The sequence below is a fragment of the Streptomyces sp. NPDC001093 genome (genome assembly GCF_040298985.1).
Taxonomy (GTDB): domain Bacteria; phylum Actinomycetota; class Actinomycetes; order Streptomycetales; family Streptomycetaceae; genus Streptomyces.
Map to the genome: position 1 here is coordinate 23,035 of NZ_JBEPBF010000072.1, position 12,953 is coordinate 35,987.

Annotated in this window: 15 protein-coding genes; 9 read left to right on the forward strand and 6 right to left on the reverse strand. The window is 73.3% G+C overall.

Translation table 11 applies throughout. The features are described 5' to 3' along the window. Positions 1–79: 79 nt before the first annotated feature. Positions 80–877 carry a class E sortase gene (locus ABT288_RS29700; protein WP_351614027.1) on the forward strand — a complete coding sequence of 266 codons (798 nt, stop codon included), beginning with the start codon at positions 80–82 and terminating at the stop codon, positions 875–877. Between the two features lie 227 nt (positions 878–1,104). Here ABT288_RS29700 and ABT288_RS29705 read toward each other — a convergent pair whose 3' ends face one another. Further along, positions 1,105–2,502, reverse strand: a complete 1,398-nt coding sequence (locus ABT288_RS29705) for an MFS transporter (protein WP_351614030.1) — start codon at positions 2,500–2,502, stop codon at positions 1,105–1,107. Between the two features lie 175 nt (positions 2,503–2,677). On the opposite strand from ABT288_RS29705, the gene ABT288_RS29710 reads away from it, so the two are divergent. Next, the gene (locus tag ABT288_RS29710) at positions 2,678–3,205 is read left to right on the forward strand and encodes a winged helix-turn-helix transcriptional regulator (RefSeq protein ID WP_451336059.1); all 528 of its coding nucleotides are present in this window, start codon (positions 2,678–2,680) and stop codon (positions 3,203–3,205) included. A gap of 10 nt (positions 3,206–3,215) precedes the next feature. Here ABT288_RS29710 and ABT288_RS29715 read toward each other — a convergent pair whose 3' ends face one another. Next, entirely contained in the window at positions 3,216–4,052 is an 837-nt protein-coding gene (locus tag ABT288_RS29715; protein WP_351614032.1) for a serine hydrolase domain-containing protein, read from the reverse strand. Between the two features lie 86 nt (positions 4,053–4,138). On the opposite strand from ABT288_RS29715, the gene ABT288_RS29720 reads away from it, so the two are divergent. From ABT288_RS29720 to ABT288_RS29730, 3 genes are all read left to right on the forward strand, one after another. Beyond that, positions 4,139–4,450 carry a DUF6412 domain-containing protein gene (locus tag ABT288_RS29720; protein ID WP_351614035.1) on the forward strand — a complete coding sequence of 104 codons (312 nt, stop codon included), beginning with the start codon at positions 4,139–4,141 and terminating at the stop codon, positions 4,448–4,450. A 93-nt stretch (positions 4,451–4,543) separates the two neighbouring features. Continuing rightward, positions 4,544–5,269 (forward strand): YidC/Oxa1 family membrane protein insertase, encoded by a 726-nt coding sequence (locus ABT288_RS29725; RefSeq protein WP_351614038.1) that lies wholly within the window; start codon positions 4,544–4,546, stop codon positions 5,267–5,269. 139 nt (positions 5,270–5,408) lie between these two features. Continuing rightward, on the forward strand, positions 5,409–6,266 hold the full coding sequence (locus tag ABT288_RS29730) for a fumarylacetoacetate hydrolase family protein (protein WP_351614041.1): 858 nt from the start codon (positions 5,409–5,411) through the stop codon (positions 6,264–6,266). 85 nt (positions 6,267–6,351) lie between these two features. On the opposite strand, the gene ABT288_RS29735 is transcribed toward ABT288_RS29730, so the two are convergent. The 3 genes from ABT288_RS29735 to ABT288_RS29745 all read right to left on the reverse strand — a co-directional run bounded on the left by ABT288_RS29735 (position 6,352) and on the right by ABT288_RS29745 (position 8,920). After that, entirely contained in the window at positions 6,352–7,224 is an 873-nt protein-coding gene (locus ABT288_RS29735; protein ID WP_351614044.1) for an LLM class F420-dependent oxidoreductase, read from the reverse strand. Positions 7,225–7,310: 86 nt separating this feature from the next. Then, positions 7,311–7,841 (reverse strand): heme-degrading domain-containing protein, encoded by a 531-nt coding sequence (locus ABT288_RS29740; protein WP_351614046.1) that lies wholly within the window; start codon positions 7,839–7,841, stop codon positions 7,311–7,313. Beyond that, positions 7,841–8,920 (reverse strand): Gfo/Idh/MocA family protein, encoded by a 1,080-nt coding sequence (locus ABT288_RS29745; protein WP_351614049.1) that lies wholly within the window; start codon positions 8,918–8,920, stop codon positions 7,841–7,843. Before ABT288_RS29745 ends, ABT288_RS29740 begins: the two co-directional genes overlap by 1 nt. A 56-nt stretch (positions 8,921–8,976) precedes the next feature. Here ABT288_RS29745 and ABT288_RS29750 point away from each other — a divergent pair, with 56 nt between their 5' ends. After that, positions 8,977–10,155, forward strand: a complete 1,179-nt coding sequence (locus tag ABT288_RS29750; protein WP_502972855.1) for an ROK family transcriptional regulator — start codon at positions 8,977–8,979, stop codon at positions 10,153–10,155. Positions 10,156–10,174: 19 nt separating this feature from the next. Here the strand turns inward: ABT288_RS29750 and ABT288_RS29755 are convergent, their stop codons facing one another. Beyond that, positions 10,175–10,591 (reverse strand): VOC family protein, encoded by a 417-nt coding sequence (locus ABT288_RS29755; protein ID WP_351614054.1) that lies wholly within the window; start codon positions 10,589–10,591, stop codon positions 10,175–10,177. A 135-nt stretch (positions 10,592–10,726) separates the two neighbouring features. Here ABT288_RS29755 and ABT288_RS29760 point away from each other — a divergent pair, with 135 nt between their 5' ends. From ABT288_RS29760 to ABT288_RS29770, 3 genes are all read left to right on the forward strand, one after another. Further along, complete coding sequence (locus ABT288_RS29760; protein ID WP_351614060.1) at positions 10,727–11,098, forward strand: hypothetical protein; 372 nt, start codon at positions 10,727–10,729, stop codon at positions 11,096–11,098. A 167-nt stretch (positions 11,099–11,265) separates the two neighbouring features. Next, positions 11,266–12,111, forward strand: coding sequence for a hypothetical protein (locus tag ABT288_RS29765; RefSeq protein ID WP_351614063.1), 846 nt, complete (start codon positions 11,266–11,268; stop codon positions 12,109–12,111). Positions 12,112–12,179: 68 nt separating this feature from the next. Beyond that, complete coding sequence (locus ABT288_RS29770; protein WP_351614066.1) at positions 12,180–12,935, forward strand: GntR family transcriptional regulator; 756 nt, start codon at positions 12,180–12,182, stop codon at positions 12,933–12,935. Positions 12,936–12,953: the final 18 nt, after the last annotated feature.

Here is a 12,953-nt window from a genome sequence, read left to right on the forward strand (position 1 = left end):
CGCTTGCCGCTCTGGCCAGTTGTGCCCGTTGCACCTACCCTGCGGGCGGCCCCGTGGAGGCCCATGGAGGTGGGTGCGGATGCCGGCATGGTCGGGCGTGCGGGTCGTACGGCACAGCGATCGGCGTCGGCGTGCCCGGCGGCGGCGCGCGCTGTGGGGCGGGGCCGAGGCGCTGGTCACCGTCGGCGTGCTGCTCATGCTGCTGGTCGTGCACCAGCTGTGGTGGACCAACCGGGAGGCCCGGCGCGGCGCCGAGCGGCAGGTGCAGGCGCTGGAGCGGGAGTGGGGGCAGGAGGGGTACGGCGATGGTGGCGCGGGCCCGTCGCCCGGTTCCTCCGGCTCAGGTCCCGCCCCCGCATCGACCCCGGATCCCTCCGAGTCCCGTGCGCCGCAGCGGTCGTACGTGCCCGTCAGTCTGCCCCGGCAGTCCCAGGCGTACGCCGTGCTCACCATCCCCCGGCTCGGGCTGCGGGTTCCCGTCGCCGAGGGCGTGAGCAAGGCCGATGTGCTGAACAAGGGGTACGTCGGCCATTACCGGGGCACCCAGCAGCCGGGGCAGGCGGGCAACTTCGCGCTCGCCGGGCACCGGAACACGCACGGCGAGCCCTTCCGGTACCTGCCCCGGCTGCGGCGCGGGGACGACATCGAGGTGGAGACGCGGACGGCGACGTACACGTACGACGTCGACCAGATCCTGCCGCAGACGTCCGCCCTGGACTCGGGGGTCGTCCGGCCGATCCCGCGCTCGCTCGTCCGGCCCCGGTACGGGTACGACCAGCCCGGTTACTACATCACCCTGACCACCTGCACCCCCGAGTTCACCTCGCGCTACCGGATGGTGGTGTGGGGGAGGCTGGTGTCGATGCGGCCCCGCTGAGCGCTCCGCCGGAAGTGCCGCGATGTGCCGTCGGTCGGCTGCGGCGCCCCGTGTCGGTCGGCTGCGGCGTCCCGTGTCGGTCGGCCGCGGCCTCCCGTCGGTCCGGCTGCGGCGTCATCGGGGCTGGTCGCGTCCCACGCGGCGGAGCCGTGTATCGGCACAGCCCCGCGCCCCTTCGGGGTGCTGCCGAACCGCAGTGGACCTCGCGCGGCCTGCTGAGCGCGCCGCTACGCCCGCTCCCGCAGCACCATCACGCTCACCGCCCCCACCGCCGCCAGGCCCGCCGACACCAGCAGGGCGATGTTCGCGCCGTGGGCCAGGTTTCCGGTGGACGTGGCGAGGGCGATGGTCAGGGCCACGCCGGCGCAGGAGCCGATGTAGCGGAAGGTCTGCTGGGCGCCGGAGCCCATCGCGGCGCGTTCGCGCGGGACCGACTCGATGGCGAGCAGCGGCAGCGCGCCGTTGAGCAGGCCGCTGCCGACACCGCCGATGATCAGGCCGGGCAGCAGCCGGGTCCAGGAGCCGGAGGCGACGGTGCCGAGCAGGGTCAGGACGGCGATCGTGTGCAGGGCGAAGCCGACGGCCAGTTGGGTGCGCGGGGCGATGCGGCCGGCCAGGTGCTTGACCTGGAGGGCCACCGCGAAGCTCAGGCCGGACCAGAGCAGGAACAGCCAGGCCGTGTTGATCGGGGACAGGTGGAGCGTCTGCTGGAGCAGGGCCGGCAGGAAGCTGAACATGCCGATCACCGCGAGGCCCGTGAACAGTCCGCCGGCGGCCGAGGCCAGGAAGCGGGTGTGGCGCAGCAGGCCGAGGTCGATCATCGGTGTGCCGGTCCGGTGTTCCACGGCGGCGAAGAGCGCGATCAAGAGGACGGCGGCGGCCAGCAGCAGTGCCACCGGTGCGCGGAGCCAGCCGTCGCGGCCCAGGGTCAGGGCCGCCACCAGGGCGACCAGGGCGAGGCCGAAGGTCAGGGCGCCGAGGACGTCCGGGCGGCCGCCGCGCGGGGCGCGGGACTCGGCGAGGGTCCGGGTGCCCAGCGCGGCCACGGCGACGGCGGCGGCGCCCAGGACGCCGTACGCCACCCGCCAGGTCGGCAGCGCGCCCGCGACCAGCGGGCCCACCGCGATGCCGCCGCTGACGAAGGCGCCCCACACGCCGGTCGCGTGCAGCCGGCCGCGGGGGGTGGGGAAGGCCGCCACCAGCAGGCCGAGGCTGCTCGCCAGGATCGCCGCGCTCGACGCGCCCTGAGCGATGCGGGCGAGGGTGAACTGCCAGGTGGAGGTGGTGAAGGCGCCGAGGGCGGTGGTGATGCCGAGGGCCAGGGTGCCGCCGAGGAAGATCCGGCGGCGGCCGTAGTCGTCGGCGAGGCTGCCGGCCACCAGCAGGAGGGCGGCAAGGCCGAGCGGGGTGCCGTTCAGCAGCCAGGCCTGGCCGGAGAGCGGGGTGTGCAGGGCGGCCGCCGTGTCCGGGAGCGTGACCATCGGGGCCGTGTACGTCATCAGCGCCACAGCGGTGGCCGCGCTGGTCAGGGCGAGGGTGGCCCGGGGGCGTGCGGGGGCGTCCCGGACGGTCGCCTCGCGTACGGATGTGGCGGCGGGGGTGGTGGTGGAGTCGAGCCCGGTCATGGCGTGGTCCTGTCTTTCCGGGGCCTGTGGTGCTGTGCGGATCAAGCGGTGAACCGATGGATCACTCGGGTGACCGACTCACGGTTCGGTCATTGAACTGACCTGGCTCCGCCACCGTAACACTGTCGGTTCGGTCACCGAACCAAGAAGTCGGAAAGTGGCTACAGTGGACGGCATGGCACTGGGCAAGGACTACGCGACACAGGAGTGCTCGATCGCCCGCGCGCTCGAGATCGTCGGCGAGCGCTGGACGCTGCTCGTCGTGCGGGACGCGCTCTACGGCGTGCGGCGCTACAACGACTTCCTGGTCCACCTCGGCATCCCGCGCGCCGTCCTGGCCGCCCGCCTGCAGACCCTGACCGCCGAGGGCATCCTCGAGAAGCGCCGGTACCAGGAGTCGCCGCCGCGTGACGAGTACGTCCTCACCGAGCGCGGCATCGCCCTGTGGCCCACCCTGCGCGCCCTCGGACTGTGGGGCCGCGAGCACTTCACCGAGACACAGCTGCGGTACTTCCGGCACGCCGACTGCGGCGCGGACCTCGGGCCCTACGGCGAGTGCCGCGCCTGCGGGGTCGTCGTACCCGTCGCGGACGTGGTCATGGTGCCGGGCCCCGGCCTCGACCCCGACCCGGCGGACCCGGTCAGCAGGGCCCTGCTGAAGCCGAAGCGACTGCTGGAGCCGCTGGAGACGGAACCCGCCTGACCTGAACCGGTCAGGAGGCGCTTGAACCGGCGCCCCTGAGGACGTCGATGCCGGCCTGGTCGGTCGCCTCCGGGCTGCCGCCCAGCCGGTGGACGACCACCCAGCGGCCGTCCGCCATGGCCCCGGTGAAGACCGAGGCGTGGCGGGTCGCGCCGTTGTGCCAGAGCAGCGGGCCGGCCGTCTGCCAGGAGGGAGCGGGATCCCCGAGCCGGCGCTCCAGCACCAGCCGGACGAGCAGATCGGCGACCGCACGCGGGGTCGCCCACAGACCGCCCGCCGGAAGGATCGCCCCGTCCATGGTCCAGGGCCTGCGGGGCCTGCCGAGGAAACCGGGTGCCAGCAGGCGCCGGTCCGGGTCGGGGTGTGCGCTCACCTCATGGACGTCCAGCGGTCGCAGCACGTGCTCGGCGAGCAGTTCCCCGTACGGCGCACCGGCCGCACGGGCCAGGGCCGCGCCGAGGACGGCGTACCCGAGGTTGGAGTACTCCTCCTGCTGTCCCGGCGGCCGGACCACGACCTGGTCGAGCCGCCCGAGCAGCCGGTGCAGGGCGGCGCCGTCGAACGCGGCGTACGGATCCCGGCGCCCGGTGCCGGGCGGGAGGCGCGGCAGCCCGGAGGTGTGCTCGGCCAGGTGCCGCAGCGTGATGCCGGTGCCCGGGGCGGCGGGGAGCCGGCGTTCGACCGGGTCGTCCACGTCGAGCAGGCCCGCGGCGGCCATGCGCACGAGCGCCGTACCGGTGAGCACCTTGGTGAAGGAGCCGATCTCGACGAAACGGTCCACGGCGTGACCGTCGTCGACCTGTGCCGGAGAAGTGTCGGTCAGGACGCAGGTGGGAATGCGGGGCATGCAGGGGCCCTTCAGGTGTCGGGTAGGTCTACCTGTATAAAGGGCAAAGAGGCATGGATGGTTGAGGCCGTGGGGAGGGGAGCCGAGTGGTCCGCAGTCTGACGCGCTCGCGTGCGCTCGCCCCGCTGCTGCTTGTGCTGCTGCCGGTCGTGCTGCTCGACACCGGTAACCTCTCCGCGACCGTGGCGCTCGCCGCGACCGCGGCGGCCGGGGCCGCGTTCGCCGCCTGCGCGCTGATCGCCGCCCGCTCCGTGCCCGCCGTCCCGCCCACCCGGGTCCGTACGGCGATCCGCGACCGGGCCCGGCGTACGGCCTTCCTGCCACAGCGCGATCCCGACGCGCCCGGCCGGCGCCGGCCCAGGGCACCCGGGCACGCCCTTCCGGCGACCGCCGCGTAGGGCACGTCACTCCTTCTGTCTGCGTGACCCCGCGCGGGTCGTCATGCCGATTCACTCCGTTCCGGCACGACGAGACCCCCGGAGGGCTCACCCATGTCCGTCTTCTCCCTCTTCGCCCGCCTGGTCGAGCACCTCGCCGACCTGCTCCAGCCGCTCTTCCACGCCTCCGCGGCCGCCGCCGCGATCGTCCTGTTCACCGCGCTCGTACGACTCCTGGTCCATCCGCTGTCCCGCGCCGCCGCCCGCGGCCAGCGCGCCCGCACCGCACTGCAGCCGCGTATCGCCGAGCTGCGCGAGAAGCACGCCAAGGACCCCAAGCGGCTGCAGCAGGCGGTGCTCGAACTGCACGCCGAGGAAAAGGTGTCACCGCTGTCCGGGTGCCTGCCCAGCCTGCTCCAGCTGCCCGCCTTCTTCCTGCTCTACCACCTCTTCTCCAGCCCCACGATCGGCGGCGGCAGCAACGGGCTGCTCGGCCATCGGCTGTTCGCGGCGCCGCTGGGCGGGCGCTGGGCCGACGCCCTCGCCGGCGGTGGACTGTTCGGCCCCGCCGGGCTGGTCTATCTCGGGCTCTTCGTGATCGTCGCGGCCGTCGCCGCCTTCACCTACCGGCGCACCAGGCGGATGATGGCCGCGGGCCCGGTCGCGGTGGGCGCCGGGGGCGGGGAGCAGGTGCCGGGGCTCGGCGCGGTCAACAAGGTCATGCCGTTCCTGTCCTTCTTCACGCTCGTCACCGTCGCGGTCGTACCGCTGGCCGCCGCGCTGTACGTCGTCACCAGCACCACTTGGACCGCGGTGGAACGGGCCGTGCTGTACCGGTAGAGGGCGCGGTCACGGCCGCGGTTACGGTCCAGTACGTGAACAGGGTCTTGCGGAGTGGACGTCGCGATTGGAGGATCGACCAGTCCTCCGATGGCTGCACCCGTCGGTCGGGCGCCCGCGATCGAGGGAGATGGTGACCATGAAGCTGCTGCGAGTGGGTACGGCAGGGGCCGAGCGGCCGGCGCTGCTCGAAGCCGACGAGGCCCTGCGGGACCTGTCGGGCATCGTGGACGACATCGACGGCGCGTTCCTCGCCGACGAGGCCGCGCTCGACCGGGTACGGGCGGCGGCCGACTCCGGCGAACTGCCCTATCTGGACCCGGCGGGGCTGCGCATCGGTCCGCCGCTCGGCCGCATCGGCAAGATCGTGTGCATCGGGCTCAACTACCACGACCACGCCCGCGAGACCGGCGCCGAACCGCCCGCCGAGCCGGTGGTGTTCTTCAAGGCGCCGGACACGGTGGTCGGGCCGAACGACACCGTGCTCGTCCCGAGGGGATCGGCCAAGACCGACTGGGAGGTGGAGCTGGCGGTCGTCATCGGGCGTACGGCCCGCTACCTGTCGTCGGCCGAGGAGGGGCTCGCGCATGTCGCCGGGTACGCGGTGGCGCACGACGTGTCCGAGCGGGAGTTCCAGATCGAGCGCGGCGGCACCTGGGACAAGGGCAAGAACTGCGAGACGTTCAACCCGCTGGGGCCCTGGCTGGTGACGGCCGACGAGGTCGCCGATCCGCAGAACCTGTCGCTGAAACTGTGGGTCAACGGGGAGCTGAAGCAGGACGGTACGACGGCCCAGCAGATCTTCCCCGTGGGCGAGGTCGTGCGGTACGTCAGCCAGTTCATGACGCTGTACCCCGGCGACGTCATCAACACCGGGACGCCGGCGGGGGTGGCCATGGGGCAGCCCGAGCCGAAGCCGTACCTGAAGGCCGGGGACGTGGTCGAGCTGGAGATTCCCGGGCTCGGTCGGCAGCGGCAGGAGCTCAAGGACGCCTGAGGGGGACGGGGGCTGCGCGAGTACGGCGGGTGCGGGTCCGTCGTGGTTTCTCGCGCAGTTCCCCGCGCCCCTGAGGTGGGAAGACTCACCCGAGCAGAGAAGCGAGCGTGCGCCATTCCTCCCTCGGGAGGCTGTCCCTGTCACCGTCGGTGATCATCTGGAGGGCCACGTGGTCCGCGCCCGCCTGGTGGAAGGTGTCGATGCGGTCGCGGATGCGGCTGTCGTCGCCCCAGGCGAAGACCGCGTCGACCAGGCGGTCGCTGCCGCCGTCGGCCAGGTCGTCCTCGGTGAAGCCGTGCCGGAGGAAGTTGTTGGTGTAGTTCGGCAGGGCGAGGTACATCGCGAGGGTGTCGCGGGCGAGGGAGCGGGCGCGGGACGGGTCGGTCTCCAGGACGACCTTCAGCTCCGGGGCGAGCAGCGGGCCGGCGCCGAGGATCTCGCGGGCCCGCGCGGTGTGTTCGGGAGTGACCAGGTACGGCACCGCGCCCGCCGCCCGGTCGCGGGACAGCTCCAGGACCTTCGGGCCGAGGGCGGCCAGCACCCGGCGGTCGGCGGGCATCCCGGCCTTGTCCAGGGCGTCGAGATAGGCGACCAGGGCCGAGTACGGGCGGCGGTACCGGTCGGCGAGCTTGGCGTGGCTCACGCCGAGGCCGAGCAGGAAGCGGCCGGGGTGTGCCGCGTCGACCTCGGCGAAGGCGGCCGCGCTGGTCTCGGCGTCGTACTGCCAGATGCTCTGGATGCTGGTGCCGACGGTGAGACGGTCGGTCGCCTCCAGGAGGGGCACGGCGTGCCGGGCGGCGCTGCTGCCGCCCAGCCATACGGCGCCGAAGCCGAGCTCCTCCAACTCGGCGGCCGCCTCGCCCAGTTCACCGCGCCGGGAGGGGTCCTCCGCGCGCAGGCCGATGCTCCAGATGCCGTACCGGCCGATCCGGTCCTTCAGGTTGCTCACGGTGCTCATGGGTCTGTCCCTCCGGGTGGGGCCGTGACGATCACGTCTGCAGCCATTCCCAACCGGAGGGATCCCTCACGTAATCCCGGTGGGTGTCACACTTTCAGGAACTGCTCCAGCGCCTCCACGACGAACCTGTGGTCCTGCAACTGGGGCAGGCCCGAGACGGTCACCGCGCCGATGACGCCCACGTTCTCCACGTTGACCGGGAACGAGCCGCCGTGGGCCGCGTAGGTGCCGGGGTCGAGGCGGGAGGAGTCCTCGAAGGTCGTGCCCTTGGCGCGGAAGCGGGCGCCGACCAGGTAGGAGGAGGCGCCGTAGCGCTCGACGACCCGGCGCTTGCGGGCGATCCAGGCGTCGTTGTCCGGGGTGGAGCCCGGCAGGGCCGCGTGGAAGAGCTGCTGGCCGGCGCGGTGGATGTCGATGGCGACCGGGGCCTGGCGCTCCCGGGCCAGTTCGACCAGCAGCGAGCCGAGGGCCCAGGCGTCGTCGTACGTGAACCGCGGGAACACCAGGCGGCGTTCCTGCGCCTCCAACTCCTCGACGGACGGCGTGAGTTCGGGGGTGGTCCTGGGGGTGAGCTGCGGATGGTGCTGCTGGCCTTGCTGGTGCTGCTTGTGTGGCATCAGAGGGTCACCGTCACCTTGTCCGTGGCCGACCTGCGGGCCGCTTCCAGTACGTCGAGGGCGGCGGCCGCCTCCAGGGCGGTCACCGGGTTGGGGCCCTCGCCGGTCAGGGCGCGGGCGACGGCCGTGTAGTAGGCGGGGTAGTCGCCGGGCAGGGTGGGCACGGGGGTGCCGGCGCCGGTCAGCGGGGACTCGCCGGCCCCGATGCGGCCGTACAGGGACTCCGGCTCCGCGCCCCACCGGGGGCCGGGGCGCAGGCCCTCGCGCAGGGCCGCCTCCTGCGGGTCGAGGCCGTACTTCACATAGCCCGCGCGGGAGCCGAGCACCCGGAAGCGGGGGCCGAGCTGGGCGGTCGTCGCGGAGACGTAGAGGTGGGAGCGGACGCCGCTCGCGTGTGTGAGCGCGATGAAGGTGTCGTCGTCGGTCTCGGCGCCGGGGCGGCGGAGGTCCGTCTCGGCGTACACCTCGGTGGCCGGGCCGAAGAGGACCAGGGCCTGGTCGACGACATGGCTGCCGAGGTCGTAGAGCAGACCTCCGATCTCTGCCGGGTCGCCGGACTCGCGCCAGCCGCCCTTGGGCTGGGGGCGCCAGCGCTCGAAGCGGGACTCGAAGCGCCACACGTCACCCAGGTCGCCCCGGGAGACCAGCTTGCGCAGGGTCAGGAAGTCGTTGTCCCAGCGGCGGTTCTGGAAGACGGACAGGAGCAGGCCGCGCTCCTCGGCGAGGGCGGCGAGGTCGCGGGCCTCGGCCGCGGTGCCGGCCACCGGCTTGTCCACGACGACCGGCAGGCCCGCCTTCAGGGCGGCGGTGGCGAGCGGGACGTGCGTCCTGTTCGGGGAGGCGACGACGATCAGGTCCAGCTCCTCCGCGCGGTCGAACAGTTCCTCGGCGGTGGCCGCGAGCCTCACGTCCGGGAACTCGGCGCGGGCCTGCTGCTGCCGCTCCGGGTTGGAGGTGACCACGGTGTCCAGGGCGAGGCCCTCGGTGGCGGCGATCAGCGGGGCGTGGAAGACGGAGCCGGCGAGGCCGTAGCCGATCAGGCCGACGCGGAGGGGGGTGGCGGTCGTGCGTCCTGTCATGGATCCCATGGATCCACTTTCGCAACGCTGTTGCCAAAGTGCAAGTGGTGGGGACAATGGGTGGCGTGAACAGGACGAGGACGGGGACCGGTGTGTCGGCGAGCGGCGGTGGGCCGGCGGGAGCGAACCTCGTCGCGGTGCGGTCGCACAACACCGCGCTGGTGCTGGGGCTGCTGCGGGACGCCGGGGCGGAGGGGATCAGCCGGCTGGAGCTGGCCGAGCGGACCGGGCTGACCCCGCAGGCCGTCAGCAAGATCACCGCGCGGCTGCGGGAGGAGGGGCTGGCGGCGGAGGCCGGGCGGCGGGCGTCGACGGGCGGCAAGCCGCGGACCGTGCTGCGGCTGGTGCCGGAGGCGGGGCACGCGGTGGGGGTGCATCTGGACCGGGACGAGCTGCGGGCGGTGCTGGTCGATCTGGACGGGGCCGTGGTGGGGGAGCGGCGGGCCGAGCTGGACCTGGGGGCCGGGGCGGAAGCCGTGCTCTCGGTGGTCGGGGCTGCGGTGCGGGGGGTGGTCCGGGACGGGCTCGGCCCGGGTGCGGACGGGCCGGCCGGGGGCGGGTCGCTGCTCGGCGTGGGGGTGGCGCTTCCGGGACCGCTGGATCATGCGCGGGGGGTGCTGCACCGGGTGACCGGGTTTCCCGAGTGGGACGGGTTTCCGCTGCGGGACGCGCTCCGGCAGCGGTTGGGGGTGCCGGTGGTGGTGGACAAGGACACCAATGCGGCGGCGCTCGGGCTGTCGGCCGGGGGTTCCGGCGGCGAGGGCGGGTCCTTCGCGTATCTGCATCTCGGTACGGGGCTCGGGGCCGGGTTGGTGATCGGTGGGCGCGTGCACCGGGGGGCGCGGACCGGGGCGGGGGAGTTCGGGCACCAGGTGATCCAGCTGGACGGGCCGCCGTGCGAGTGCGGGAACCGGGGGTGCGTGGAGGCGCTGTGCCTGGCGGCCGTGGGGCGCGGGGAGACGGGGGAGGCGGCGCGCGTGCTGGGGGTCGCGGCGGCGAATCTGGTCGGGCTGCTGGACATCGACACGGTGCTGCTCGGGGGGCGGACGGTGGCGGGGGCGGCGGAGGCGTTTCTGCGGGGCGTCGGGGGGGTGCTCGAGGCGGCGCGGGCCCGGCGGGAGGGGGGCGTGGGCGGGGCGGTGCCGGTGCGGATCGTCCCGCGGGGGGAGCGGGTGGTGGCCGAGGGGGCCGCGCAGCTGTTGTTGGCGCCGGTGTTCGGGCGGGGGGACGCGTGAGGGACGCTGTGACAGGGTGCTACGAAGCCGTCGGCAGGTTCAGCTGCCAGGAGACGCCGAAGCGGTCGTTGATCCAGGTGAACTTGGTGCTGAAGCCGTAGTTGCCCGGGGGCATGAGTTCCGTGCCCTGCTCGGAGAGGGCCGCGTGGAGGCGGTCGATCTCGGCCTCGTCCTCGCACTGCACGAAGAGCGAGATGGCGGGTGTGAACGTGAAGTCGTGGGGCGCGGGGCTGTCGATGCACATGAACTGCTGACCGGCGAGCGAGAACGTGGCCCGCCGCACGCTCCCCTCCTCGCCGGGCCCCTCGGCCCCGTAGCGAGCAATGTTGACGACCTCGGCGTCGTCGAACAGCGAGGTGTAGAACGTCATCGCGTCCTCGGCGTTGCCCTCGAACATCAGGAACGTGGTGATCTTCTGTGACGCCGCGATCTTCATGCTGCATGCTCCTCAGACGCTGTCGGGCGGCGCAGGTCCGCCCGAGGTGTTCACAATGGACTCAAGCGCATCAATCGAACCAAACGGCCACCGCCGTCTCACGGAACGCACCGCTCGGTGCAGTGAGGAGTGAGTATGCGCTGCTCTCGCATCACCACCGCAACCCTCGTCGGCGCCAGTCTCGCGGCCCTCGCCGGCACGGCCACCGCCGCACCGGTCGGCACCGTCAGTCCCGCGAAGGTGAAGGCCGGTCAGACCGTATCCCTCACGCTCACGGGATGCAGTGATCCCAGCCGGGGCGGCCGCGCCGAAGGAGCGCCGGCCGGCCATGGCACGACGGAGCGCACCCCCATCGGCATCGTGGACCTCAAGCCGCTGGAGAACGGCACTCTGGCCGGGATCGCCGCGACCGTGTCCGACGCGCGCCCGGGCGTGGCGCAGATCTACATGGCGTGCGCCTCCGATCCGGACGCTGTGGTCACGGTGGACGTCACCATCACCGGCTGACCCCCGCCGAGCAAACTCAACTCCTGAACCCACCGCCTGAACCCACGGCCTGAACCCACCGCCCGGCCTCCGTCCATCGGGCGGACTTCGCGTCCCGTACCGGAGTGGCTGCCGCAGGGCGCCGGTCCTACCGGCATGGTTATGTGTTTATGCGACTGTGCACACCTTTGTCCCTCCGCCTCGCCGCAGCCGCCGCCGCGTCCGCCTCCGCCGGTGTGGCCGTCCCCGCGGCACCGGCCGCCGCCCTCGCCGACCCGCCCCCCGCCTGCGTCGGCGCTGACCCGCGGGCCTTCCCGCTCGCCGCCCGGATCCGTGGCGGTCCGGCCTCCTACGACGCGGGCGGCGGATACGGCACGTGGTACATCGACCTCACCAACACCACCCGCCGCGCCTGCACCGGCGTCCACCCGGTGGTCGTCCTCGTCGACGACAAGCGCACCCTGCAGCCGGACCAGCCCAAGCTGGAGTTCTACGACGGCCCCACGGCCCGGCCGGTGACGTTCGAGGGCACCGACGAGCAGGAGCTGATCGGCGTGCTCGACGGCGCCGGGTTCAACGGGTTCGCCGTACCGCCCGGGAGGACCGTCAGCGTCAAGGTCAGACTCGTGTTCCCCTCCGACACCGCGTCCGACCAGGTCACCGCCAACGCCGCCGTCGTCCAGCGCCGGGGCGACGACGGGGAGTGGATCGGGGAGTCCAATGCCTACCGGTTCGGGATCGGTGAGTACGCCCCGCCGTCCCCGGACGCCACGAAGGACGGCGGCGTGGCACCCGGCGAGTCCGCAGGCCCGCGCGCCACCCCCGGCGCCGGCATCACCACCCCCGGCATCACCACCCCCGATACCGACCCCGCCCCGGACCTGTCGTTCCCCGAGGGGGCGGAGGACGCCGGGGAGCGGGCCGGCGAGCTGGCGCGCACCGGACCCCGCCTCACCCGCGGGCTGCTCGCCGCCACCGCCGCGGTCCTCGGCGTCAGCGGCGTCGCGTTGCTGCTCCTCCGCAAACGCCGCTGAGCCGGGGCTGGTACGCCCATGCCGGGGGTCGTACGACGGGCACCCCTCCCGTCTGCGACGATCTTTGCGTGGACTACCCGAACGACCAGGCCCCCGGCGCCCCCGTCCGCTCCGGCATCCCCGAGCACGGGCGCATCCCCAAGTACTACGCGGTGAAGGCACGCATCGCCGCGCTGCTGGAGGAGCTGGGGGAGGGCAGTGTCATCCCCACTGAGCGGGACCTCGCCGAGCGGTACGACGTCGCCCGGGAGACCGTACGGCAGGCCGTACGGGAGCTGGTGCTGGAAGGGCGGCTGAGGCGGAAGGGGCGGGGGACGGTCGTCGCCGGGGCCAAGCTGGCCCAGCCGCTGTCGCTCGCGAGCTACACCGAGGGCGTGCGCCGGCAAGGCCGTACGCCCGGTCGTACGCTCGTCACCCTCGACCGGTTCCCCTGCCCGCAGGCCCTCGCCGCCGAGACCGGACTCACCCGGGGTGAACCCGTGTGGCACCTGGAGCGCGTGCTGCTCGCCGACGAGGAGCGGGTCGGCCTGGAGAGCACGTACGTCGCCGTCGAGCGGGTGCCCCGGCTGGACAGCGACTTCGACCCGGACTCCTCCTTCTACGGCTATCTCGCCAGTCAGGGCATCTCCTTCGGCGACGCCGACGAGCGCATCGAGACCGTGCTGGCCACACCCCGCGAGGCGCTGCTCATCGGCACCCCGCCCGCCCTGCCGATGCTGCTGATCCACCGCGTCTCCCGGGACACGGAGGGCCGGCCCCTGGAGCGCGTGCGCTCGCTGTACCGGGGGGACCGGTTCTCCTTCACCACCCACCTCAAGGGCTGAAAGGCGGCTTATGTCCCG